The 24,532-nt window shown below is 60.6% G+C and carries 17 protein-coding genes and 2 pseudogenes; 14 read left to right on the top strand and 5 right to left on the bottom strand.

The features are described from left to right. Positions 1 to 35: 35 nt before the first annotated feature. On the bottom strand, positions 36 to 6,383 hold the full coding sequence (locus UCMB321_RS13930) for a TcdA/TcdB pore-forming domain-containing protein (RefSeq protein WP_167337441.1): 6,348 nt from the start codon (positions 6,381 to 6,383) through the stop codon (positions 36 to 38). A 473-nt stretch (positions 6,384 to 6,856) separates the two neighbouring features. Here UCMB321_RS13930 and UCMB321_RS31425 point away from each other — a divergent pair. The 3 genes and pseudogenes from UCMB321_RS31425 to UCMB321_RS13920 all read left to right on the top strand — a co-directional run. Further along, positions 6,857 to 7,076: pseudogene (locus UCMB321_RS31425) on the top strand (site-specific integrase); the annotation flags it as partial. Between the two features lie 12 nt (positions 7,077 to 7,088). Then, positions 7,089 to 8,678, top strand: coding sequence for an ABC-F family ATPase (locus UCMB321_RS13925; RefSeq protein ID WP_040067664.1), 1,590 nt, complete (start codon positions 7,089 to 7,091; stop codon positions 8,676 to 8,678). 285 nt (positions 8,679 to 8,963) lie between these two features. Further along, positions 8,964 to 10,157, top strand: a complete 1,194-nt coding sequence (locus UCMB321_RS13920; protein WP_040067662.1) for an MFS transporter — start codon at positions 8,964 to 8,966, stop codon at positions 10,155 to 10,157. 1 nt (position 10,158) lies between these two features. On the opposite strand, the gene UCMB321_RS13915 is transcribed toward UCMB321_RS13920, so the two are convergent. Both UCMB321_RS13915 and UCMB321_RS13910 read right to left on the bottom strand, forming a co-directional pair. Further along, the gene (locus UCMB321_RS13915; RefSeq protein ID WP_040067660.1) at positions 10,159 to 11,199 is read right to left on the bottom strand and encodes an alpha/beta hydrolase family protein; all 1,041 of its coding nucleotides are present in this window, start codon (positions 11,197 to 11,199) and stop codon (positions 10,159 to 10,161) included. 251 nt (positions 11,200 to 11,450) lie between these two features. After that, positions 11,451 to 12,062, bottom strand: a complete 612-nt coding sequence (locus UCMB321_RS13910) for an FMN-dependent NADH-azoreductase (RefSeq protein WP_040067658.1) — start codon at positions 12,060 to 12,062, stop codon at positions 11,451 to 11,453. Between the two features lie 130 nt (positions 12,063 to 12,192). On the opposite strand from UCMB321_RS13910, the gene UCMB321_RS13905 reads away from it, so the two are divergent. Continuing rightward, the gene (locus tag UCMB321_RS13905) at positions 12,193 to 13,101 is read left to right on the top strand and encodes a LysR substrate-binding domain-containing protein (protein ID WP_040067656.1); all 909 of its coding nucleotides are present in this window, start codon (positions 12,193 to 12,195) and stop codon (positions 13,099 to 13,101) included. Between the two features lie 11 nt (positions 13,102 to 13,112). Then, positions 13,113 to 13,457 carry an MmcQ/YjbR family DNA-binding protein gene (locus tag UCMB321_RS13900; RefSeq protein ID WP_422393971.1) on the top strand — a complete coding sequence of 115 codons (345 nt, stop codon included), beginning with the start codon at positions 13,113 to 13,115 and terminating at the stop codon, positions 13,455 to 13,457. 28 nt (positions 13,458 to 13,485) lie between these two features. Here UCMB321_RS13900 and UCMB321_RS13895 read toward each other — a convergent pair whose 3' ends face one another. Further along, positions 13,486 to 14,313 (bottom strand): undecaprenyl-diphosphate phosphatase, encoded by an 828-nt coding sequence (locus tag UCMB321_RS13895; RefSeq protein WP_040067652.1) that lies wholly within the window; start codon positions 14,311 to 14,313, stop codon positions 13,486 to 13,488. Positions 14,314 to 14,608: 295 nt separating this feature from the next. On the opposite strand from UCMB321_RS13895, the gene UCMB321_RS13890 reads away from it, so the two are divergent. From UCMB321_RS13890 to UCMB321_RS13855, 8 genes and pseudogenes are all read left to right on the top strand, one after another. Then, positions 14,609 to 16,243, top strand: coding sequence for a methyl-accepting chemotaxis protein (locus UCMB321_RS13890; protein WP_040067651.1), 1,635 nt, complete (start codon positions 14,609 to 14,611; stop codon positions 16,241 to 16,243). Positions 16,244 to 16,304: 61 nt separating this feature from the next. Further along, positions 16,305 to 16,826 (top strand): annotated as a pseudogene (locus UCMB321_RS13885) (AAA family ATPase). Between the two features lie 454 nt (positions 16,827 to 17,280). Further along, on the top strand, positions 17,281 to 17,721 hold the full coding sequence (locus tag UCMB321_RS13880) for a hypothetical protein (protein ID WP_040067649.1): 441 nt from the start codon (positions 17,281 to 17,283) through the stop codon (positions 17,719 to 17,721). Then, entirely contained in the window at positions 17,718 to 18,290 is a 573-nt protein-coding gene (locus UCMB321_RS13875; RefSeq protein WP_040067648.1) for a hypothetical protein, read from the top strand. Before UCMB321_RS13880 ends, UCMB321_RS13875 begins: the two co-directional genes overlap by 4 nt. Positions 18,291 to 18,342: 52 nt before the next feature. Next, the gene (locus tag UCMB321_RS13870; protein ID WP_040067647.1) at positions 18,343 to 19,590 is read left to right on the top strand and encodes an autotransporter outer membrane beta-barrel domain-containing protein; all 1,248 of its coding nucleotides are present in this window, start codon (positions 18,343 to 18,345) and stop codon (positions 19,588 to 19,590) included. A 70-nt stretch (positions 19,591 to 19,660) separates the two neighbouring features. Further along, positions 19,661 to 20,341 (top strand): C39 family peptidase, encoded by a 681-nt coding sequence (locus tag UCMB321_RS13865; protein WP_040067646.1) that lies wholly within the window; start codon positions 19,661 to 19,663, stop codon positions 20,339 to 20,341. Between the two features lie 33 nt (positions 20,342 to 20,374). Next, positions 20,375 to 21,115 (top strand): hypothetical protein, encoded by a 741-nt coding sequence (locus UCMB321_RS13860; protein ID WP_040067645.1) that lies wholly within the window; start codon positions 20,375 to 20,377, stop codon positions 21,113 to 21,115. Positions 21,116 to 21,161: 46 nt separating this feature from the next. Continuing rightward, positions 21,162 to 22,436, top strand: a complete 1,275-nt coding sequence (locus tag UCMB321_RS13855; RefSeq protein WP_040067687.1) for a hypothetical protein — start codon at positions 21,162 to 21,164, stop codon at positions 22,434 to 22,436. Between the two features lie 65 nt (positions 22,437 to 22,501). Here UCMB321_RS13855 and UCMB321_RS13850 read toward each other — a convergent pair whose 3' ends face one another. Next, positions 22,502 to 23,827: a sigma-54 dependent transcriptional regulator gene (locus UCMB321_RS13850; RefSeq protein ID WP_040067642.1), complete on the bottom strand. Its 1,326-nt coding sequence runs from the start codon at positions 23,825 to 23,827 to the stop codon at positions 22,502 to 22,504. A gap of 359 nt (positions 23,828 to 24,186) precedes the next feature. Here UCMB321_RS13850 and UCMB321_RS13845 point away from each other — a divergent pair, with 359 nt between their 5' ends. Next, the gene (locus UCMB321_RS13845; RefSeq protein ID WP_040067640.1) at positions 24,187 to 24,450 is read left to right on the top strand and encodes a hypothetical protein; all 264 of its coding nucleotides are present in this window, start codon (positions 24,187 to 24,189) and stop codon (positions 24,448 to 24,450) included. Positions 24,451 to 24,532: the final 82 nt, after the last annotated feature.

Below are 24,532 nucleotides of genomic sequence, written 5' to 3'. Positions count from 1 at the left end.
TCGACTTCAGTGCCGCGACGGGACGGCCTGCCTCGTCACGGACGGCTCAGCCCCGCCAGCAATCCGCTCAGCGCCTGGGGCGCCAGTTGCAATTTCGTCCCGTGCTGCGCCGCCTGCTCGATATCCGGGATCAGCAGGCTGGTATGGGCGTCGCTGTCGTAGAGCATCAGATCCTCGCCGCTGCGCTGCAACACCAGCCGCTCGGAATCGGTATGGATGACCGCATCACGGCTCTGCTCGTCAATGATGATCTGTCGATAATGGTTCAGCAGCCCACGATCCAGTGGGTAGTGATGCACACCCTGGCTGCGCCCGGAAACCATCAGGCACTCGGCCTCCTCCAGCACCGGCAACGGTTCGCTATCCGCCGGGCTGCTGTCGTCGAGCTGCAGGATCAGGTTGCCGTCGGACAAATGGACAAAACTGTAGCGCCCCACCGGCGTCGACTGCAGATTGTCCAGGCACCACAGTTGCCCGTTGTCTTCATCATGGATGTAACCGCCCGCCTGGCCTGCGGCCTTGCCCAGGTAAGTCAACCGATGGTCCGCCTGCGGACCTTGGGCACACAGCAGCTCCGCGCTGTCCGGCAGGTACCAGCCCGGGGCCTGGCCCGGCTCGGTCAACAGTCGCACGGCCGAGGGCAGGTCGTAATGCTTGCGCAACGCCGCGATCCGCTCGCCGACTTGCGCGATCTCCTGATGCGCCTTGATCCGCAGCGCAATCAGCACCGCCCGCTCCGTCAGGGTGGCGGCCACCGGCAGCAGAACCATGACGCCATCGCTGCTTTCCAGGTGCAGCCGAGTCCCTTGGCGCTGCCCCCTGATCCACTGCTGCGGCGCCGACCAGGCCAACGCATCGGGGGCCGCGGGTGATGGGAGCAACGGCTCGCTGAACGTCAACTCGGTCTCGGCCGGGAGCAGGGCCTGGCGATAGAGCTGCCGGCTCTCGCCATCCAGAATCCAGGCATGGCGGTCATCGGCCGTCAATCCCAGATAGGTCAGGTTCTGCCGACCATCAAGATTGCCGCCGCCCTGCACGAGCCGTTGCGCGGCACAGTCATACCAGGCGCCGGTGGTTTTTCCGGCGAGGCCTCCCAGCCCCCATAACACCAGGTTGTCGAGTCGCGCCGGCGCCGCGCTGGCCAGCCGCCCGAGCTCCGCCGTCAGATCTTCCCGGTGGCGGCTCAGCCAACTGGCAACCACACCCGCCAGCCGCGCAGTTCCACGGTCCAGCAGCCATAGGCTCCCCTCCGCCGTCAGGGCCAGCCACGGTGACTGATCGCCGCCCCGGACGGCACTGACCTCGCCGAGGGCCACCGCCGTAGCCGGCGTCCCGCTCATGCCTTCATCGGCCTGGAAGTAAGCTCGCCGCCCGTGTGGGTCGTAGAAGTAGAAGCCCGGCTTGTCCCCCCCCGTCGAACCGACCAGCGAAAGGTCCTGCGCCATGGCAGCCCCCAGGTTGGCCCGCACCACACGCGGCAGCAGGTACTCGTTGTTGAAAACCAGCCACTGGCGCTCTGTCGTCTGCCCCTGGCTGGCGGCGCAGGTCACTACTTGCGCGTGGGTGGCGCTGACTTGCCGCTCGGTCATCCGTTGTAGCGGATCACGCCAGTGTGCAGCGGCCGATAGCAAGGCCAGACTGTTTTCGCCGGGATTGAACAGTTGCCCGACCCGATGGATCGCCAGCAGTTTCAGCGAGGCCTCTTCGACCCGGTAGATGTGCTCGACGGAGCAGTCCGGCAGCAGCTCTTCAATCGCCAGCAGGAGCTGGCCATCGCGCTGCACCAGGCTGCTGTGGGTGATGTTTCCGCCAAAGCTCCGCGGCCGGTACTGGACCAGCACCTGCCCCGTGGCGATCGCCACCTGCCAGACATCCGCGCCCCGGTAGAACCAGGCCTTGTCTTCGACGATGCCGCCCAACAGCGCCTCGCCGAGAAACTCACTGGCCTGCGGATAATCGGTGTAGATAAAACGATCCAGGCTCACCTGATAGAACGCCCGGCCGATGTCATACCCGGCCCGGCGATAGTGATCAACCGCAACGAAGGGCTGGCTGTGGGGTGAATCAGCGGTCAACTGCTTGAGATGCGCATGCAGGGCCTGCCAATCCATAAACCCGCTGCCATCGGCTTCCAGCAGGATCAGTTGCTGCTTTTCCCGATCGACGGAAAACAGCTCGCCACTGGCGTTGATCAGCGAAATCTCGCCACAGTGCTCCGACAGCGTTATCGCCAGGCTGCCCACCTGCAACCGATTGCCATTGAGACTGATCGCGGCTTCCTTCAGTTGACGGGCATCCAGTGTCCAACGACTGTTCGCCGTGCCGCCCAGGGAAATCGACACGCCGTCCTGCAGGCTGAGACGGTAATGACCGCCCTCGCCCTCCAGTTGATAAGACAGCTTGCCCTGCAGGATATCCGGCAGCGCGGGCACCAGGATGTCACGCTCCTGCGCATCCAATAGCACCCTGACCGGCGTCTCCACGTACTCAGGCATGATCCGCCGGACAATCCGCTCGCCGGGGAAGGCGTAGAAATCAAAGTCGAAGCGACCGTCTTCCTCGAGCCTGCGCAGCACATCGAAACCGTGGTCGTTCCGGGAGGTGGCAAACGGCAGGATCATGTATTCGTAATTGAGGTACGACTTGGCGGTCATCGGCAGCACCAGGACCGCATCGCCGGGGACGAAGCTGACCTGGGCCTGGCGATAACCGATCCCTTCGCGAATATTGATCGCCAGGTTCTTATCCAGGTTCGCCCCACGGCCTGGCCACCAGAAGAAGTAGTTGCTCCTGCCGGAACCGACCGCGTTGGTGGGGTCGTTGCGGTAAAGGTATTGACTGTCCAGGGTCAGTTGCTGGCGACGCAGATCCAGTGTGCTGATCACCGCGCCCGGGATGGACTCCATCAGGACATGCCCAGGAGCATCATCCTGCACATGATCGGTGCTGTTTTTGCGTTCCACGCGTCGGTAGCCGCCCTGGCGATAGGCTGCATCGAGACCGGCAAAATAGCTGCCCACCTGGGCGGCCTCCTCGGCCACGGCGCTGAATGCCTGGGCCAAGGCGCTGAAGCCGATGCCCAGGCCCGCCAGGGGTGCCGCCAGCGCGCCGGCAAAACCCGAGGCGGTGGCGGCACCGACGATACCGGCATTCGCCGCCATCGAAGCGCCAAGACTGAACACGCCGAGGGCCAGCCCGGCGCTATCAAAGGCCAATTGGGTACCGAAGACCGCACGTTGGGCTTCATTCTGCGCCTGGGACAACTCAATGGCGTCCAGTACCACGCTACCCAGATTCAAGAACAGGCCAACGCCGATATTGAGTTTCGAGATCGAGGACATCACGTTGAGGGACTGCGCCTGACTGAAAAACGCCTTGCCCTTGCTGATCGCCAGCGCCGAACGAAACAACTGCACGACTTTCACCACATCCATGACCGTGCCATGGATGATCTGTGCCGTATTGAGCCAACCGTGCACCTGCAGCGAGCAGCCCAATACCCCCGTCAACTCGCCGCCGGACACCTCCGTGCGGCTCTTGTGGCTAAACCAGGCGAACAGGGTCTGGACAATAAACAGGGCATTGAGCCCATCGAGGGCCTCCCCTTCGGGCTCACCGGGCTGGCCCGCCAAGTGTTCGCCCTGCACCTCGCGAGCCTGCGCGACCTTGGTCAGTTGCCGGTTGTAGTCCTGCATGAATTCAACCACGCGCCGATCCGTCAAACGCACTACCCGGGTTGGTTGCTCAGGATGCGCAACTTGCACGAACTCCAACCGGTACTCGCCGCCCTTGGCGGCTTCCTCCTGCGTCAGACGGTGCCAGAGCGGCAACCATTCGCCCTCGGACAAATCATTGTCACGGTACAATTGCGCCATGCCCTGCTGAAATTCTTGCGCCCGCGACACCACGCCTAGCCGCTGTTTCTTCAGCCCCAACTGAGCCAGTTTTTCACCCAGCGTCTCCGTCAGCAGCAGGCTGTCGTCATAGCCGGTTTTTCCTGGCGCGACCACCGCCATCCAGGTATCGCCGCTACGGCGAAGAACCAGCTTGGTGTCCGTGAGGGTGACGCCCCGTTTGCCGCCCTGCGGATTGACGATAATCTTCGCCGAATGGGCCGCGACAGAACGTACAGAGAGTTTTTCCCGATCCAGGGCGTGTACAAAGGCCTGTATATAGCTACTGGTTGCTGTCGGCTCGTTATCCACCAGTGCGCACCCCACCAGGCTGATATGTTCCGGCGCGACAGCCCGCGCCTGCCCAGGCTGCAACGGATTGTCCAGCAACTGCTTGAGGGTTTGCGCCAATTCGGACGGCAGGTACCCCGCCAGGGTCCGCTGTCCAGCGGCGTCGTCACGGCCATGACCCACCGCTTGCAAACGCCAGTGGTTTTTCCCCTTCCGGTTCAACTGGTTGATACGTGCCAGCAGCGCGTCCTGGCCTTCGGCGAAGCGCAACTTGCCAGCGACGTCGAGCTGGAGCAGCAATGAATTCGATGGGTGTTTACCGGCCAGATCAATCGCCGCCTGCCTGACCGTCCGATTATCTTCAAGCTGAACAATCAGTTGGTAGTCGAACCGGCTGGTGCTCTCGCCTTCGTTGGACGCCGCCGGCGCCGGCAGATCCCACTCGCCGACCTCATCCCGGTTCAGCACGCTATCAGCTTGCGAAAGAGGCTCTCTGCCCTCGTCGTCAGCGGCTGCCAACGCCCACTGCTCGACATTCGCCCTCTGGGCAGCCTCGGGGTCGTAATAATCCTCGTCACTCCAGCCGACCAAGACTTCACCGGGAATAAAACCAACCCGTTTCTCGATATCATGCATCGCAACCACGAAATCGCGAAGACGGTTGTTTAATACCTCAGGTGTGCTGGAGGCCGCGACAACATTGCGCAACGCCAACAGATAGGATCTTTTGTTGTCATTCGATCGCGCATGCCGGGAAACCTGGAAACCACGCTGTTTGAAGCCCTGTTCCTTGGCTTCACTGAAGTCATTGATAATCAGGACCTGCGCGCCCTTTTCAACCGCTCGCGTCACATAACGATCGACTTTCTCATAAAACTCTTCGACGCTTAGATAGCTATTACTGAAATGCCCGCTGAGCAGGATCAAGTCACCTGGCCCCACATCGGCGCGCGTAAACAGCTCCCAACCATCACCGTTCAGGAACTCGGTGGTGTCGAGATTCCCACCGTGGAGCCGACTGATAAAAAACAACTTTCTTTCATTGGTGATCAGAGGGAGAAGGTGAACGTTGTAATGTTTCTCCGCCGTCAACAAGGACAGAGGCAAGTGCAACCTGTACCCTACCGAGGGGACCTGCTTGATGGTGACCGCACCACTATGATTGGCCGCATTCTGCATGACATAAAACAACGCGGCGACCCGTGTCCTGGCGGTTAAACGGCCACTTTGTGTCACCGCCGGCTCATCAACAACCATCTTGCCATCTTTCAGAGAAATCAATTCAGCCAGGCTGTCTTCAAAATAATCCTTTACCGCCTGACGAAGATTATCCGCCCGATCCTGCCTGACAAACTCCTTGAGCTTTTCCTGCTTTCTTATTCTTTCCTCATCCTTTTTTTTTGATAAAGGGACATCATCCGGAAAGACGCGCTCAAAGCTCATTGACAGGTTGTCGTCGAAATCAAAGCCATGCTGGCGGCTGATCGCCAGGAGGTCGGACTTGATCTCCTGGACGCCCCTGGTAACGCCCTGGGGATGACTGACCACTTCGCTCTGGGTCAGCGCGATCAAGGGATTGATATCGTTGAGGATGACTTTGCCCTTGAACCCCTGCGCCCTGACCCAGTTCGAGTAAACCCCCGAGCCGGCCATGGGTTCTATCACGCGGGTGACCACGGGTTCATGAGTTCCCTCTGAGCGGCGGTGAAGGATATCGGCAATCAGCGCGCCATCGACCTGCTCCAGTTCGTTCGCCACACTGCCCGGCATGTTGAAAAAAGTCAGGCCACGCAGATCAACCCTGAGGTCCATCTGGCTGAGCGCCCGGACCTTTTCTGCCCGTGTGCCACGGCTATCGCGCAGGCGCTCTTTCACCTTGCGCCAGAAATCGGGATCACGTTTGCCGTCGCCCCCCATGCCGGTCACCGGATAGGCGGGATGCCTGGTGTTCCAGTTCGAGACAGTGCTCAGATAGTCCTCGTAGATAGAACCTTTCAAGCCATAACTACCGAAGTGGTAGCGATCGCGCAGCCAGCCACGGAACTCGCTGATCTTGTTTTCCAGCAGGGCCGGCGTATAGCCGCTCAAGGTCCCTTCCGCACCCGCCGCACCGAGGACCAGGATACGGGCATACCCGTTCATGTGAGTGGGATCGCCAAGCACCAGCGCATAGCCCTGCCCGTTCAGCCGAAACCACACGGCGGGCTTGTCGGGATGCTGCAGTCCAAGTGAGCGTATGGCGTCGGCCGTCCCCGGGACCTCGCCGAGTTCCAGGATGACCTGGCTGTCAAAGGTTTCACCGGCCTCGTTGTAGCGCTTCGATCGCCCCCAAAGGGCGAGGTTGATCCCGAATGGACCCGGTTCATTGCCTTGTGTCGCAACGCCGGCTTCATTCTCCAGGATCCTGGGGCGTCCGCCTTCGTTCCGGACGGTCGAGCCGGGTCTTTTCCTCGACCCGCTGCTACCGTCCCCATCCATACCGTCCCTGGTTGTAGCCACTCCAACACCCATGCACCGTCTCCAGAATCATGATTTCAATCACTGATTGGCACCGGGCTTAAAAAAATAACACCCGGAGCGCTGGAACCTATTGTGCTGAGGAGCGGCATGCCTCAAGTCGTATATATGTATAGGCACAGCTCTGCGTCGGGCCGTCGCGAACAGACGCTCGCCGACAGCCATGTAACTGTCGTCATCCATATGCGACAATAGGCCCAATGTCTGGAATGAATCCCGCCTTTTAATTGCACAGCAGCTCGGACACACCGTCGGATGCTGCTCTTTACGTACGCGCGCTGGCTGAACTCCAGCGGTGACTGGAACGAGACGGAAAAGCTCGCAAATGCCCCGGGAATGGCCCAAGCACCCAATCGGCAGCGCGTAACCCCTTGATAGGTAAAGTAATTGATCTCCACCGCTAACATCACCCAACAGTTCGGCGCCAAGCCGCTCTTCGAGAACGTCTCGGTCAAATTCGGCGCCGGCAACCGCTACGGCCTGATCGGCGCCAACGGCTGCGGCAAGTCGACCTTCATGAAAATCCTCGGTGGCGACCTCGAGCCGTCCGGCGGCCAGGTCATGCTGGAGCCGAACGTGCGCCTGGGTAAACTGCGCCAGGACCAGTTCGCCTACGAAGAATTCAGCGTGATCGACACCGTGATCATGGGTCACGAGGAACTGTGGAAGGTCAAGGCCGAGCGCGACCGCATCTACTCGCTGCCGGAAATGAGCGAAGAAGACGGCATGGCCGTGGCCGAACTGGAAACCGAGTTCGCCGAAATGGACGGCTACACCGCCGAGTCCCGTGCCGGTGAACTGCTGCTGGGCCTGGGGATCGGCATCGAACAGCATTTCGGCCCGATGAGCGAAGTCTCGCCCGGCTGGAAACTGCGGGTGTTGCTGGCCCAGGCGTTGTTCTCCGATCCGGAAGTGCTGTTGCTCGACGAACCGACCAACCACCTGGACATCAACACCATCCGCTGGCTGGAAAACATCCTGACCCAGCGCAGCAGCCTGATGATCATCATCTCCCACGACCGGCACTTCCTGAACAGCGTCTGCACCCACATGGCCGACCTGGACTACGGCGAGCTGCGCCTGTTCCCGGGCAACTACGACGAATACATGACCGCGGCCACCCAGTCCCGCGAGCAACTGCTGTCGGACAACGCCAAGAAGAAAGCCCAGATCGCAGAGCTGCAGACCTTCGTCAGCCGCTTCTCGGCCAACGCCTCGAAAGCCAAGCAGGCCACCTCCCGCGCCAAGCAGATCGACAAGATCCAGCTGGCCGAGGTCAAGCCGTCGAGCCGGGTCAGCCCGTTCATCCGCTTCGAGCAGACCAAGAAGCTGCACCGCCAGGCGGTCACCGTCGAGCATATGGCCAAGGGCTTTGACGGCGTCACGCTGTTCAAGGACTTCAGCTTCACCGTCGAAGCCGGCGAGCGCGTGGCGATCATCGGCCCGAACGGTATCGGCAAGACCACCCTGCTGCGCACCCTGGTGGGTGAACTGAGCGCGGACGCCGGCTCGGTGAAATGGACCGAGTCCGCGGAACTGGGCTACTACGCCCAGGACCACGCCCATGACTTCGAAGACGACGTCAACCTGTTCGACTGGATGGGTCAATGGACCCAGGGCGGCGAGCAACTGGTGCGCGGGACCCTCGGTCGCATGCTGTTCTCCAACGACGAGATCCTCAAGTCGGTCAAGGTGATCTCCGGGGGCGAACAGGGTCGCATGCTGTTCGGCAAGTTGATCCTGCAAAAGCCCAACGTGCTGGTGATGGACGAACCGACCAACCACCTGGACATGGAATCCATCGAGTCCCTCAACCTGGCCCTGGAGAACTACCCGGGCACCCTGATCTTCGTCAGCCACGACCGCGAGTTCGTCTCGTCCCTGGCCACCCGCATCATCGAGCTGAGCCCGAGCGGCGTGATCGACTTCAGCGGCACCTATGACGACTACCTGCGCAGCCAGGGCGTGGTGTTCTAAATAGCCTGGAAAACCTGTGGAGCTGGCTTGCTCGCGATGGTGGGTCTTATATCGCTATCGCTGGCAAGCCAGCTCCTACAGGGTTCTGTGTACGACGATGCTTTACAGTCAAGCCCAAATCTGTAGGAGCCGGCTTGCTGGCGATAGCGGCAGTGAATCCTGCATCGCTATCACTGACAAGCAGATACCTGCAGAGCACATAAGAAACTAGTTAGCCTGCTTTCTTTTATCCTTCCGTCCCGCCATCATGCAGATCTCTAACCGCCCGCCCGCGAACGAGCCTTCATGTCCGCCCAGCAACCGCCCCGACCGACCAGCAACCTGACGATCACCCTGCAGATCGTCTCCATCGTCTTCTACACCTTCATCGCCTTCCTCTGCATCGGCCTGCCGATTGCGGTATTGCCCGGCTACGTGCACGGACAACTGGGTTTCAGCGCGGTGATCGCCGGCCTGACCATCGGCTCGCAATACCTGGCGACCCTGCTCAGCCGCCCCATGGCCGGACGCATGGCCGACGGTATCGGCACCAAGCGATCGATCATCTATGGGCTGTCGGGCATCGTTCTCAGTGGCGCGCTGACGTGGCTGTCGACCCTGATGCAGCACCTGCCGCTGCTGAGCCTGGGGATCCTGATCGTCGCTCGCCTGCTACTGGGGGTCGCCCAGGGCCTGATCGGCGTGGGCACCATCAGCTGGGGCATCGGCCAGGTGGGTGCCGACCAGACCGCCCGGGTCATCTCCTGGAACGGTATCGCTTCCTACGGCGCCATCGCCATCGGCGCACCACTGGGGGTGCTGATGGTCGAGGATTACGGCTTCGCCAGCCTCGGCATCGCCTTGTCGACCCTCTCCCTGGGGGCCCTGCTGCTGATCCGCAACAAACCCTCGGTACCGGTGATTCGCGGCGAACGCCTGCCCTTCTGGGCCGTGTTCGGGCGCATCGCCCCCTATGGCGCCAGCCTGACCCTGGCGTCCATCGGCTACGGCACCCTGACGACCTTCATCACGCTCTTCTATCTCAGTCGCGGCTGGAGCGGCGCGGCCTATTGCCTGACGGTGTTCGGCACCTGCTTCATCCTCGCCCGACTGTTCTTTATCGGCAGCATCAACCGCTTCGGCGGCTTCAAGGCCGCCATCGCCTGCATGAGTATCGAGACCCTGGGCCTGGTGCTGCTCTGGCTGGCGCCCTCCACCGGCGTCGCCCTGGCCGGTGCGGGCCTGGCGGGGTTTGGCCTGTCCCTGGTGTATCCGGCGCTGGGCGTGGAGGCGATCAAACAGGTCCCGAGCACCAGTCGCGGTGCGGGCCTGAGCGCCTATGCGGTGTTTTTCGACCTGGCACTGGCCATCGCCGGTCCGGTGATGGGCGCGGTGGCCTCGAACCTGGGCTATTCGTGGATTTTCTTCAGCGCGGCGTTACTGTCGGTCAGTGGCTTGGCGGTTACCGTGCTGCTGGCACGTCGCGCAGCAGCACAGTGACTTACTGATCGGTCTGATCGGCGGTCTGCATCCCGCCATGGCTCGGCACACTGAGGGTCTTGGCGAAGAAGCTTCCGGCCTCGTGGATCAGGTCGCGATGAATATCCTCGCGGTTGACCCCTTCGGCATCGGTACACAGCCCCGGCGTGGCCTTGAACTGCGCTTCGCTGCACGGCGCCATGAAGACAAAATGCCCGGCCCCGGCGATCAGCTTGAACTGCGGCGCCACCGGCAACTTGCGCGCCAGGGCGGCGGCATTCTTGTCCGGAAACACCAGTTTGTCGGCGCCGCCGCTGTACATCAGCACCGGCACATGGACATCCGCCAGGGTATGACGGCCGAACATCAGGCTCAGCGGCGCCATCAGCAACAAGGCATGCACCCGCGGGTCGGCCACCGGCTGCAGGTCATCGCGGTCGACGATCAATTCACCCTTGGTGTTGCAGGCATCCTTGTCATCCGGACGCTCCTGGCAATAGCGGCGCAAGCGCTCCAGGTTCGGTTGGGCTCCGGCCAGTATCAGCGCGGTCTCGCCGCCCGCCGAATAACCGATCACACCGACGTCCTCGGCTTCGACATAGGGCGATAGCATCGGATCGCCGAGGGTGGCGGTGATGGCTTCGGAAATCTGCATGGGCCGACCATACAGGTTGCTCAGGGTGCCCAGGCGGCTTTGATCCTTGTAGTTGTCGCCCGGGTGCAACACGGCGACCACGATAAAGCCCTTGCGCGCCAGGGAGGTGGCCAGGTCGTGCAAGGCCAGGGGAGTACCGGTGTTGCCATGGGACAACATCAGCAACGGATAGCGGCCAATGGCGACCTTGGCGTCTTCAGTCGCCTGAATCATGTAGCTGCCGATCCGGCTCTGGTGCTCACGGCCACTGGAGGGATAAAAGGCAATCGCCTTCATCGGCTGGAGGTCCAGCGGATCAAGGAAAGTCAGGCGATGGTAGCCGACGCTCCAATGAGCGGGTGGCGCCGCCTGCACCGTCAGGAGGCTGCTGGACAAGCAGATCAGTAACACTGCACAAAGACGCATCATGGGGATGCCCACCTTTGCTGCGAAAGTTAGCACACCAATTCTCTGCAATTCCTTGAAACCAAAGCTCTGGAGCAAGGCCTTGGCTGATGTTCGAGGTTTTTCAGAGTACCTATGGTTGATCGATGCTGCATAACTCGAGCCAAATCCGAACAGCCAGACGCAAAAAAACTCCGTACGCTGACCATTCAGGATGATCAGGGTACAGAGTTTAATCGGTGTTCCCGAAAGAAGCTTGCCTGTTTACGAAAGCTTTACGCGGTGGCGAACAGCTCTTCGCTGATGTGCGCCTGCGCAGCGCTCATGGCCTTGGCGCGGACGTCTTCGCCGTAGCCCAGGCCGTGGGCGCGGACGAACTCGATATCGGTGATACCGAGGAAACCGAACAGCACCTTCAGGTAATCCTCGTGGGCGACGCCAGTGGGCATGCCCGCATGCAGGCCGCCGGAGGTGGAGACGATCACCACTTTCTTGCCGCCAGCCAGGCCTTCAGGGCCGGCTTCGGTGTAGCGGAAGGTCTTGCCGGCAACGGTGATACGGTCGATCCAGGCCTTGAGCTGGGTCGGAACGCTGAAGTTGTACATCGGCGCGGCGATCACGATGGCATCGGCGGCGAGGAACTCTTCCATGGTCGAGGCGCTGAGTTCGGCTTCGTGGCGCTGGGCCGCGTCACGCAGCTCGGCGGCGGTACCGCCGGCCACCAGGGTCAGGCTGGAGAAGTGGCTGATGGCATCGCTGGCCAGGTCGCGGTAGGTCACTACGGCGGAAGGCTCGGCGAGTTTCCAGGCATCGACGACCTGGCGGCTCAGCTGACGGGAAGCGGAATTGTCGCCCAGGATGCTGGAATCGATATGCAAGAGTTTCATGCGGGATCTCCAAGTGAGGATCGCCACTGGGCGATCAAGTTGGGATAATCCTACAGGCGAAACCAATAGCCGATTAGTCGGCTAAAATGCGATAGTTCGTCCTACCTTTGGAACAATCGAGTCATTGCCCATGCAAGACCTCAACGATCTCTACTATTTCGCCAAGGTGGTGGAAGCCGGCGGCTTCGCGGCGGCCGGGCGCCTGCTGGGGATTCCCAAGTCGCGCCTGTCGCGGCGTATCGCCGAGCTGGAAGAGCGCCTGGGCGCCCGCTTGCTGCAACGCACCACCCGCCAGTTGAAACTGACCGCCGTCGGCGAGCGCTACCTGCGCCATTGCCAGGCGATGCTGCTGGAAGCCGAGATGGCTGACGAAGCCGTGGCCAGCATGTCCAGCGAGCCCCGCGGCCGCTTGCGCGTATCCTGCCCGGTGGGGTTGGCCCAGGAGTTCATGCCCTGGGTCATCTCCAGCTTCCTGAGCGCGCACCCACTGGTCCAACTGGAAGTGCTGATGGTCAATCGCCGGGTCGACCTGGTGACCGAAGGCATCGATGTGGCCCTGCGGGTTCGCGAACAGGGCGACGAGGACCCGTTGCTGGTGACCCGCCGCCTGCGCCAGGCGCAGACCTTCATACTGGCAACACCGGCCTTCCTGGAGCAACACCCCATCACCCGCCTGGACGACCTCAGGAGCGTCCCCATACTGGGCGCCCTGGAGGCCGACCGACTGGTGCACCTGAGCCTGATCAATGCCGAGGGCGAAAAACGCGAGCTGACCCTCGAGGCCCGACTCGGGGTCGACGACTTCGTCGTGCGCAAGGCCTGCGCCCTCGCCGGCCTGGGTTTCACCGTCCTGCCGATGCTGTACTGTGAAGAAGAGCTGGCCAACGGCACTTTCGTGCGGATACTCCCGGAGTGGTCCTTGCCCAGTGGCTGGTTGCAGGCCGTCTACCCCCATCGGCGCGGTGTACTGCCGGCGGTGCGGGCCTGGATCGATCACCTGGCCGAGGTTTTCAAAAGTTGCGGAGATAAGACACTGTGAAGGGATCAAGCATAAGCCCGGAAGACATCGCGCGTTTCTGCCTGGCACTGCCCGGGGCCCGGGAAGACTACAAATGGGGCGGCGTGCGGGTGTTTTCCATTGCCGGAAACAAGATGTTCGCCGTGCAGGGGCTGCGCGGCGACTCCCTGGCGTTCAAGGTCGACAAGGAGCTGTTCCTCGGCCACGTCGACCGTCCGGGGATCGGGCCCGCGCCGTATCTGGCCAGGGCCCACTGGATCATCATGGACACGCCCTACCCGCTGGGCCGTGAAGAGCTGCACGCACTGATACAGCGCTCGCATCAACTGGTGGTCGGCAAACTGCCCAAACGCGTCCAGGTCGGCCTGTTGCTATAGGTGCCCGGACTCACCGTCCGGGAGCTGCTCAGCCCTTGGTCGACCAGTCGACCCAGCCGAACTGCCAGGTGGCCAGAATCACCAGGCCGAAGGCGATCCGGTACCAGGCGAACGCCACGTAGGTGTGGCTGGCGATGAATTTCAGCAGGCCGCGTACGGCGATCATCGCGAAGACAAAGGACGTCACGAAGCCCAGGGCGATCACCGGCAGATCCGCCATCTGGAACTGATGACGGAAACCGTAGCCGGAATACACCGCCGCGGCGACCATGGTCGGCATCGCCAGGAAGAACGAAAACTCGGTGGCGGTCTTGCGCGACAGCCCGAACAGCAGCCCGCCGATAATCGTCGCACCGGAACGCGAGGTGCCGGGGATCATCGCCAGGCACTGGGCGAAGCCCACTTTCAGGGCGTCTTTCCAGGTGATCTCATCCACCGTATCGGCATGCACCACGTGCTGGCGACGCTCGGCCCAGAGGATGATCAGGCCGCCCACCACCAGCGCGGCGGCGACGGTAATCGGGTTGAACAGGTAGGTGGCGATGATCTCCTTGAACAACACCCCCAGCACCACCGCCGGCAGGAACGCCACCAGCAGGTTGAGGGTGAAGCGCTGGGCGTTGCGCTGCGTCGGCAAGTCCCTGACCACCGAGAACACCTTGTGGCGGAACTCCCAGACCACCGCCAGGATCGCCCCGAGCTGGATGATGATATTGAAGGCAACGGCCCGTTCCCCGCCGAAGTTCAGCAGGTCCGCCACGATAATCTGGTGCCCGGTGCTGGAGATCGGCAAGAACTCCGTCAAGCCCTCGACGATACCCAGAATCACTGCCTGTGCGGCGGTCCAAAGATCCATTATTCCCCCATGCGGCCACGCACCCCGCGTGACACCTGAAAAATGCAACGTTCGATAATCTGCCCGTGGGCAACACGCCTCCAGCGTGCCGCACCACTTGTCGCCAAACCGTAAAAAATGTCTGAAAAATCAAACATGAACTCAGGTTTGTCGGTTTTGCGCCGAGATCCTATCAGACAGGCCTGTTTGTGACTGCCCGGATACTAGCCATAAGCATACTGGCCAAGCTCGGCAAAACCTGTTTCGATACAGATCGGCGATGATCACAACAAGAAGAACAAGGAGTAGTGTCCTTATGAATAGTTTGCGAAATGTGTCGATCAGTCGGCGGTTGTGGCTCATCCTCATCGTGGCCGTGGCGATGCTGCTCACCCTGGGCCTGTTGATGCTCAAGCAGATCCATGACGACCTCTACCAGGCCAAGGCGCAGAAGACCCAGCACGTGGTCCAGGTCGCCAGTGGCATCCTCAACTACTACCACGACCTGGAAAGCGCCGGCACCCTCAGCCGCGAAGTCGCGCAGAAACAGGCCCTGAGCGTGATCCGCGGGCTGCGCTACAACCAGACGGACTATTTCTGGATCAACGACCTGCGTCCGGTGATGGTCATGCACCCGGCCAACCCCAAGCTCGAAGGCCAGGACCTGTCGGGCATCAAGGACCCGGACGGCTATGCCCTGTTCAACGAGATGGTCACCCTGACCAAGGCCAAGGGCGCGGGCATGATCGACTACCGCTGGCCGAAACCGGGGGCCAGTGCACCGGTGCAGAAAACTTCCTATGTGCAGCTCTTCGAGCCCTGGGGCTGGATCGTCGGCTCGGGCGTGTACGTCGACGACCTGCAGGACGAGTTCTATGGCCAGGTCTGGCGAGCCTCGCTGATCGGACTGGGGATCGCGCTGGTCATGGCGCTGCTGGTGATGATGATTGCCCGCAGTATCGCGCGCCCCTTGCAGGAGGCGGTGAACGCCATGGCCAATATCGCCAGCGGTGAAAGCGACCTGACCCGTAGCCTCGATACCCACGGGCAGGACGAAGTGACGCAACTGGCCCGCCACTTCAACGGCTTCACCACCAAGCTGCGCAGCGTGGTCGGCCAGTTGCAGGCCTCGGCAACGGAACTGGGTCAGTCCTCCACGGACCTGGGCAGCAACGCCACCCAGGCCCAGGCCCGTAGCCAGCAACAGTCACAACAGATGGAAATGGTCGCGACGGCGATCAACGAAGTCACCTATGGCGTGCAGGATGTGGCCAAGAATGCCGAACAGGCCGCCAGCGAGATGCGTGACGCCGAAGCCCAGGCTCGCCAGGGTCAGTTGAATATCGACAACAGCCTGCAACAGATCGATTCGCTCTCCGCCACCATCGACCAGGCGGTGGAGGTGATCCGCACCCTGGCGGCCGAAAGCACGCAGATCGGCAGTGTCCTGGAAGTGATCCGCTCCATTGCCGAGCAGACCAACCTGCTGGCCCTGAACGCTGCCATCGAGGCCGCCCGGGCCGGTGAACAGGGTCGCGGCTTTGCCGTGGTGGCCGATGAAGTCCGCCTGCTGGCCCAGCGGACACAGAAGTCCACGGCGGAGATCCAGTCGATGATCGAGCGCTTGCAAGGTCATTCCGAAGCGGCGGTGAAAGTGATCGGCGACAGCAGCCGCGCCTCGCAACTGACCATCGAGCAGGCGGGCCTGGCCGGCGAAAGCCTGAATGCCATCGGCCAGGCCCTGCGCAACCTCAACGGGCTCAATGCCTCAATTGCCAGCGCCACCCTTGAGCAGTCCCATGTGGTGGAGGAAATCAACCAGAATGTCACCGATGCGGCGGGCCTGTCCCACAGCACGGCGCTGGCGGCCGAGCAATCGAGTGCCGACAGTGAAAAACTCAGGGCCCTGAGCCAGCAGCTCAATGCCTTGCTGAAGCAGTTCAAGGTCTGAGGGTGGGAGGGTACAATCGCCCTCCTTCTTTGCAGCCCAAGGAATTCCCATGTCTGCGCCCATGAGGGTCGTCGTCCTGACGGGGCCTGAATCCAGCGGCAAAAGCCGGTTGTCCGCCGAACTGCAAGCGCGCTTCGGCGGCCTGGTGGTGGGCGAATACGTGCGCCATTTCATCGAGTGCAACCCACGCGATACGTGCCTGGCGGACATCCCGCAGATCGCCCGCGGGCAGTTGGCGTGGGAGGACGCGGCACGCGCACAAACACCAACGCTGCTGATTCTTGACACTCACTTGCTGAGCAACCTACTCTGGAGTCAGACGCTGTTCGGCGAGTGCCCGGCGTGGATCGAACAGGCCCTTCTGGCGCGTCACTATGACCTGCACCTGTTACTGCGCCCCGAAGGCATGCCGTGGACAGACGACGGCCAACGCTGCCAACCGGAGCTGGGCGAACGCTAGGTGTTTTTCAGCGCCAGCCTGGACTGGCTGACACGCCATCGACAAGCAGTGAGCGTGATTGGCGGCGATTGGCAAGCGCGACGCGAACAGACCTTCGCCGCCGTCACCCGGCTGCTGAAGTAAAATAGAATCCTGAAACACCACCCTTGCCCTGTGGGAGCCGGCTTGCTGGCGATGGCGTCGGCGAGGCAGGCGCAGGACTCAAGACCTGATCGCCAGCAAGCCGGCTCCTACAGGAAAGGTTGTGTTTTCCAGGCCAGTGTCCACTCCTGAAACACTCCGCGCGCTGCTGAACCCTCAAAATCAACGGCCCACGCTTCTTGACGCCAACGGTGTTAAATCGCTGATACAACCGCCTTGAAAGCCCGTATTACCGCATTGCAGCGAAACTCCCCCCGTCCTGCCCCCACCCTGCCTCCTCGATCCTGTCTCGCCCCTGAAACAACTTTCGCGTACTTCATCCACCTTCAAAAACAACCCATTATTTTCAAAGAGAAAATAAAAAGCGGCACAGCTTCTGCTCTCTCCTTCACAACGCTGACCAGAGCCAGCGCAAAAAAGAAGAGGGAGTGCCGACGTGGAGACAATTGATAAAGGCTTTATCCGCCTTCTGCTGATCGGATGTGCGTTCAGCTCTGTCATCAGTCTGCCTGTCCAGGCCGCCGATGGAGTCATCATCATCCAGCGGGAAGTCCAAACGCGTAACGCGACTCGCCGCCCCATGGTTCCCGACCCTACCCCCCTGACCGTCAATGCCAACCCGTCCAGGCAAGTCATCAGTGCGACCAACGAACTGTCGGACAGTGACATTTCCGGCATCAGCAGCGGTGCAAGCATCGCCAGCACGATCACTCATGCCACCGGCACGCTGAGCGGCAACATCAACGGTCAGACACAGCTGCCCGGCTTGTCCGCAGGACATTCCGCAGGCTCCGGCAACGGCATTGCCAACAGGATCGACGGCACCATCCAGCAAGGCCTGGGCAGTCTGAATGTTATCGGGGGGGCAATGAAATGAAACGCACGCTGCTGATTCTGGCCATGTTTTGCAGTGCGCCGACCTTTGCCCAACCGCCTGTCATCGATACGGCCACCATCGACAACTCCGGCAGTCAGTACCAGGGCAACTTCTCGGTCAACCAGGCAGCCGGCGATCAGCAACAACAAGCCAACGCCCGAGCCATCGCCATTGACACCGACGCCAGCGCCACCACACAGATTCGCCAACGGTTGCGTACTCAGGTCGATCCCAGGATCGATGCCCAGTCAGCCATTAAAGGCAACGCCTTCAGTAACGGCAATGGCGTACTGGGGGTCAACCAGAGTTCGGGCGCCAGCAACCAGCAAGCCAACGCCCTGCGGATAAGCATCAGTGCTACGCCGCAAAGTATCGACGACAGCGTCCTCAAGCAACAGAACGTGGCGCTGCTCAACAGCTCCGATTCAACGGATCCTACTCCTGGCCATCGCCAGGTCGCTACCAGCGACCAGGCCTTCACCGGTAGCCGTGGGGTGATCCAGTTGAATCAGAGCGCCGGGGTGGGAAACCGAACGGCCAACACCCTGAGCGTACGGGTCGCGGATTGACCCAAAAGGTAAATACAACACTTAACCTAAAAATAAAGTACGGAGAATCAGCATGAAACCCTCAATGGCACTCAAGCCTCTGGTTTTCGCAATCGCCGCGGTAATGGCTATTGCTGTACAAGCTGGCCAGCGTGATGACGAGCATCATCATCGTCATCACATGAATCCAAAAGACACCACCAATGCCGGCGCCACTGCCAACGCTACCGATACTCAAACCAGCACTGGCAACTACATCAGCAATGAAGGGACTAAAAACACTGCCAACATGACCAACTCGGCCACCGGCGCCTCCGGTAACGTGGGCGTCAACGTTGCAGCAGGCGACGGCAACCAACAAGACAACGCTGCCGCCATTGCCAGCGGCGATGGCTCGTTTGTCTTTGGGTCTGTGGTGGCAACCGCCAAGGTTACGCAAACCCAAAACAACAACGAGGTCAACAACTACTCCACCAACAACAGCGCCAATATGAGCGGTTCGGCTAACGGCGGCAGCGGCAACATGGGCATCAACATGGCTGCTGGCGACCTTAACCAACAGAAAAACACCATGGCGATCGCTGTATCTGGCGGCAAGCACGCAACTGCAACCGCGAGTGCCAATCAATCAGGCCCAGGCCTGAGGGTGGATAACGACGCCGATCGGACGTTCCGCGTGGATACGCTGTCGCGTACCGTCTCAGTCAGCGGTCACGAGTCTTTCAGCGAGGCATCCAAATCGCACTCTGCTTCGGACTTTACCAAGCGCTTGGATGCGGCCTTTGCTACGCACGAAGCTACCAGTTCTGCTTCGCGCTCTGCTAGCGCCTCTGCCAGCGCCGCGGCTTCGCATGCTGCTGTGAATGCTAGCCTGGATGCGAACGTGGACGTGGATGTTAGCTCCAGCAGGACTCATGGCTGGCACACCAGCAGCAGCAGCGCGACTTTCGACGCCGATATCGACGCATCGCTCGCCGCATCGATCGACAAATCGCACAGCGCATCGAGCAGCGCATCGCACAGCGCATCTAGCAGTGCATCGCGCGACGCATCGGGCAGCGCATCGTTCGCCGCTTCTGGCAGTGAATCGAAAGATAAGTCGCAAAGCTTCAGCGAGTCCAGCTCCTTTGACTTGAGCAACACCGTGTCCTGGCAAGTGCTGACCCCAACTGGCTGGGCAAACCCTGTGACCAACACTGCCAACCTGAACGGTTCGGTGAATGGTGGCAGTGGCAACCTCGGCGTCAACGTGGCGGCCGGTGTTGGCAACCAGCAAAGCAACTCGCTGTCCATTGCATCCGGTTGCAGAACCTGCCTGTAAACCTGGCTCCAGAGTCTGGAGAGCCCCCTTCGGGGGGCTTTTTTTCACTCGTGCACGAGGGCTACCGATCATGCGCATTCTCGCCTTGGTGTTCCTGGTTTTTCTGGCTGGTCTAAGCGAAGCGGGACAAATGCCGCTTTCCGTCTTGCCAGGCGGAGCGGTCGTTTTCAAACCTGTCCAGAGCATGCGTGAGCGCAAATTTGCCGACCTGGTCCAACAGAAAACCGACTTCAGTTGCGGTGCAGCTTCCCTGGCGACCATATTGCGCCAGGCCTATTGGCTGGACGTAACCGAGGCACAAATCATCGAAGGCATGCTGGCTCACTCCGACCAGAATCTGGTTCGCGTCCAGGGCTTCTCCATGCTCGACATGAAGCATTACGTGGAAAGTATCGGCATGCGGGCCCGTGGTTATCGAGTAACGCCGGAAACTCTGACCAGCGTCGCCATTCCGGTCATCGTGCTCATGGACATCCGTGGCTACAAGCACTTCGTGGTCATGCAAAAAGCGGAGAAAGACTGGGTGTATATCGGTGATCCGGTACTCGGTCACAGACGCTTCAAGTTCGACGATTTTGTCAAAGGCTGGAACGGCATCATCTTCGCCGTCATAGGCCAGGGCTACGACAAGACCAACGTCTTGCGCGATCCACCTTTGCCACTGACCGCCAAGAACCGCATCAACACCTTCAACCCGGTGCCGGACACAGAATTGATGGATTTCGGATTCATCCAAAGCGACTTTTTCTAATGACAAGGGAGCACGAAGCTCCGGGAGTATCCAATGAAGACTCCATACTGGCTGGCCGTCGTTTGCCTGGCCGCCAGCCTGCCAACACACGCACTCACGTTCAAACCGATTGAACTCAAGGATCAGGAGTTGGCGACCCTTCGCGGCCGGTTTGTCATGCCGGGCCGGATCATCAGCTTCGGGATTGTCATGACCAGTACCTGGCAAAATGCGAGCGGTGAAGTGATCGGGGCAACCTCCTCGATGCAGATTCAGGAATCGACCATCAAGCCACAGTTCTATGTGTCGATGATCGACAAGAAAGGTGACGGTTCGCCGGTCTCCCAGGGTTCCGGCAATGTCAGCGGCGGTGGCAGCCTCAGCACCACCCAGGGTGTCACCCAGGTCGTGCGCGCCGCCGGCGACTACAACAGCGCGTACAACAATGTCGACATCAACGTCAAAGAAGCCAACCAGGCACCACAAATGGATACCCAGGGCCAGCCATTGGCCGCCGGTACGACCCTGTCTGCGTCCAACGGTGCCGGGACCTTCAGCATGTCGTCAAGTAACGCTGGCGTGCAGTTGAGCATCCAGGCCAACAACAATCAGGGCAGTACCGTACAACGCCTCGCCCAGGGCGGCCTGATGCAGAACGCGACCTTGCTCGGCGGAAGAAATCAGGTGAACAACCTGACATCCCTCAATGTTGTCCTGCGCAATAACCTGCCGACAGCCGGGGCGCTGGACTGCAGTCTGGACCAACTAAAAGGCCTACGCACTTTAGGATACTGATCTACGCTGAGTCTCATCGAATGTAGTCAGAATGGACGACAAACCCATGCACAGATCTTTTACGTTCAGAGCTGTCGTTTGTTTGAGTACCTTGGTCCCGGCCACTTTGCTGCAAGCAGCACCGGATCCTCAGGTAGAGGCCTTAAAACAAGAACTCATGGAGCTGAAACAGCGTTACGAAGCACAACAAAAAGCGCTGATGGTACTTGAGCAGCGCGTTAAACAAGTCGAAGAAACACCAGCAACACCTGCTCCCAAGCGCCTGACCCGCTCCCCTGCCGAGAAGACCGCAGGCGCCAAGACCGTGGCCACGGGTGCCCCAGGGACCACTTCGTATGGGCAGTCGCTCAAGGACGACTCGGGACCGGCGCAAAGCGTGTCCAACCTGTATGACGAAGCCAGCGGCTTCTTCGGTGGTGGCAAGTTCAGTTTCGAAACGGGCATGACGTATACCCACTATGACACCCGTGCATTGGTGCTCAATGGCTTTCTGGCCCTTGACTCGATTTTCCTTGGCAACATCAACATTGACCGCATCAAGGCCGACAGCTGGACCCTGGACCTGACAGGCCGCTACAACGTGGCGCAACGTTGGCAATTCGACATCAACGTCCCGGTCGTCTATCGAGATTCGACGTACTCCTCTGGTGGTGCAGGAGGCGCAGCCCCGGTCTCATCCGACGCCACCGTCAAGCGCGATCCGACCATAGGCGATGTCAACTTTGGTGTTGCCTACAAGTTCCTGGATGAATCGGAAAACCTGCCCGACGCAGTCGCCACTCTGCGAATCAAGGCACCGACCGGTAAGAATCCGTACGGAATCAAGCTGATCAAGGACCCGGGTAACGACAATTTGTCGGTACCTCAGTCACTCCCTACCGGCAACGGTGTCTGGTCGATTACCCCGGGTATCTCGCTGGTCAAGACCTTCGACCCCGCCGTGCTCTTCGGCAGCCTGTCCTATACCTACAACATGCAGGACTCCTTCAGCGATATCAGCCCCACTGTAAATTCCAAGGTCCCGGGAGACGTGAAACTCGGCGACTCCTGGCAGATCGGCGCCGGCATTGCGTTTGCCTTGAACGAGAAGATGAGTATGGCGTTTTCGTTTTCCGACCAATTCGCCCGCAAAAGCAAAGTCAAACCAAGCGGCCAGGACTGGCAATCAGTCCCGGACAGCGACTACAACGCTGCCAATTTCAACATCGGCCTGACCATAGCGGCAACCGACAAACTGACGATAGTCCCCAACCTCGCCATCGGCTTGACCCAGGACGCACCGGCCTTCTCCTTCAGCCTGAAATTCCCGTACTACTTCTAAACACCACACAAGGAAAAGGCCCGCTGCGACGTAAATCGCAACGGGCCTTTTCGTTTCTCCGCGCCCTAGCGGATCTGGTGCTTATGCAGCAATCGGTAGAAAGTCGGGCGGGAAACCCCCAGCACCCGCGCGGCCACGCTCATATTGTCGCTGTGCCGGTTCAGCACGTCGCACAGCGCCTGGTGTTCGGCCCGGTGCACATAGTCTTCCAGCGTACCCATCGGCGCGCCGTCACAAGCCGGACTGTGCAACCCCAGGTCGCGGGCCTCGATCTGCCGCCCTTCGGCCAGGACCAGCCCGCGCCGGACCCGATTGGCCAACTCGCGGACATTGCCCGGCCAGGCGTGATTGCCCAAGGCGATCAGCGCCTCTTCACTGAAGCTGCGCGGCCTGCGCCCGGTTTCCTGGCTGTAGAAATGGGAAAAATGGTTGGCCAGCATCGCCACGTCGCCATGCCGCTCGCGCAGCGGCGCCGTCATCACTTGCAGGACGTTGAGCCGGTAATAGAGGTCCTCGCGGAAACGCCCGGAGCCGATGGCCGCTTCCAGATCGACATGGGTCGCCGCCAATACCCGTACATCCACCGCGATCGGGTGGCTGCCGCCGACCCGTTCGATGTGCTTTTCCTGGAGGAAACGCAACAGACTGGCCTGCAATTCCAGCGGCAAGTCGCCGATTTCATCGAGGAACAAGGTACCGCCGTTGGCCGCTTCGATACGCCCGATCTTGCGCTGATGCGCGCCGGTAAAGGCGCCCTTCTCATGGCCGAACAACTCGGACTGGATCAGGTGTTCCGGAATCGCCCCGCAATTGATCGCCACGAACGGCTTGGCGTGCCGCTGGGACTGACGGTGCAGGGTACGCGCCACCAGCTCCTTGCCGGTCCCGCTTTCGCCACGGATCAATACCGGCGACTCGGTGGGCGCCAACTTGTCCAGGAGTTTGCGCAGCTCGCGGATCGGGCGGCTGTCGCCGAGCAACTCGTGCTCCGGTCGATCGACATGGATCGAACCCTGGCCGCGCAAGCGCGCCATGCCGAAGGCGCGACCCAATGTCACCTGGACCCGGGACACATCGAACGGCAGAGTATGGAAATCGAAGAACCACTCGCAGACAAAGTCACCGACATTCTGCAACCGCAGCACTTCCTGGCTGAGGACCGCGATCCATTCGGTACCGCTGCGGCTGATCATGTCCTTGACGGCTTCGGGACGTTCGAGATGAAAAGGTTGCAGTCGCAACAGGCCGACATCACAGGCACGGTCGCCAGCGAACTCCAGGTCGCAGCTGTCGACATCCCAACCCACCGTACGCAAACCGGGTAGCAAGCGATGACAGTCATCGCAAGGATCCACCACCAGCAGGCGTCTGAGCGGAGCCGCTTCTTGCATGACTGATCCCTGGCGTCAAAATTTTAAATACCTATTGGAAACAATCCGTTGGTAACGCTGTCTGTAACACTAGCAAGAATTTGACGCCAACTTGTACCGTTTGGTTATAGACACGTCACCGGGTAAGTCCGAATTTGCGATATCAGCTGCCAAGGCCCTTGAGTCATACCGGCAAGCCCTTCAGGGCTGGCCTGGTCATCCCGGGGCTTGAATCGAGTCCATGAAAGAAAGTTAAAAAAACTTCACGACTTGTGTGACCTGATGCCCGTGATGGGACATCAGTACAAGTAACCGACCGAGACGGTGAGCCCAAGCCGACGGTCCAGCGAACTGTTTGGGCATACTTGAGAGAAGACCCCATGAACGCCCCGCTCCGCATGAACGAAGCACTGCTGATGGCCGGCCAGGCCCTTAAGCCATTCCAGTGTGTTGCCTGGGTTGCACAGGACAAAGGCGAACTGAGCCTGACCGTGATCGACCGCACCAACAACAGCATCGGCCGCCAGCAGATTCCTTGCAGCGCCTACTCCGACGCCGAGCAACTGGTGAGCCTGCTGCAACAGGCCCGCGCGGAGCTGAGCCAGAAAGGCTATGACCTGCAGCCGTGGACATTGTCGGCGTAACACGCGCTCTTTTGTAGGAGCCGGGCACGGCAATGACTCTGCGCTGGAACACCGATCTGTGGGAGCCGGCTTGCTGGCGATA

Source organism: Pseudomonas batumici (assembly GCF_000820515.1).
In the GTDB taxonomy this organism is placed as follows: Bacteria; Pseudomonadota; Gammaproteobacteria; order Pseudomonadales; family Pseudomonadaceae; genus Aquipseudomonas; species Aquipseudomonas batumici.
This window is presented reverse-complemented; position numbering and strand designations above follow the sequence as displayed.

Bases quoted from the DNA above. Each gene is read 5' to 3' on its own strand.
- UCMB321_RS13910 (WP_040067658.1), bottom strand. From the start codon at position 12,062: ATGAAACTCTTGCATATCGATTCCAGCATCCTGGGCGACAATTCCGCT.
- UCMB321_RS13870 (WP_040067647.1), top strand. From the start codon at position 18,343: ATGAAACCCTCAATGGCACTCAAGCCTCTGGTTTTCGCAATCGCCGCG.
- UCMB321_RS13895 (WP_040067652.1), bottom strand. From the start codon at position 14,313: ATGGATCTTTGGACCGCCGCACAGGCAGTGATTCTGGGTATCGTCGAG.
- UCMB321_RS13905 (WP_040067656.1), top strand. From the start codon at position 12,193: ATGCAAGACCTCAACGATCTCTACTATTTCGCCAAGGTGGTGGAAGCC.
- UCMB321_RS13850 (WP_040067642.1), bottom strand. From the start codon at position 23,827: ATGCAAGAAGCGGCTCCGCTCAGACGCCTGCTGGTGGTGGATCCTTGC.
- UCMB321_RS13915 (WP_040067660.1), bottom strand. From the start codon at position 11,199: ATGATGCGTCTTTGTGCAGTGTTACTGATCTGCTTGTCCAGCAGCCTC.
- UCMB321_RS13855 (WP_040067687.1), top strand. From the start codon at position 21,162: ATGCACAGATCTTTTACGTTCAGAGCTGTCGTTTGTTTGAGTACCTTG.
- UCMB321_RS13920 (WP_040067662.1), top strand. From the start codon at position 8,964: ATGTCCGCCCAGCAACCGCCCCGACCGACCAGCAACCTGACGATCACC.
- UCMB321_RS13865 (WP_040067646.1), top strand. From the start codon at position 19,661: ATGCGCATTCTCGCCTTGGTGTTCCTGGTTTTTCTGGCTGGTCTAAGC.
- UCMB321_RS13875 (WP_040067648.1), top strand. From the start codon at position 17,718: ATGAAACGCACGCTGCTGATTCTGGCCATGTTTTGCAGTGCGCCGACC.
- UCMB321_RS13860 (WP_040067645.1), top strand. From the start codon at position 20,375: ATGAAGACTCCATACTGGCTGGCCGTCGTTTGCCTGGCCGCCAGCCTG.
- UCMB321_RS13890 (WP_040067651.1), top strand. From the start codon at position 14,609: ATGAATAGTTTGCGAAATGTGTCGATCAGTCGGCGGTTGTGGCTCATC.
- UCMB321_RS13845 (WP_040067640.1), top strand. From the start codon at position 24,187: ATGAACGCCCCGCTCCGCATGAACGAAGCACTGCTGATGGCCGGCCAG.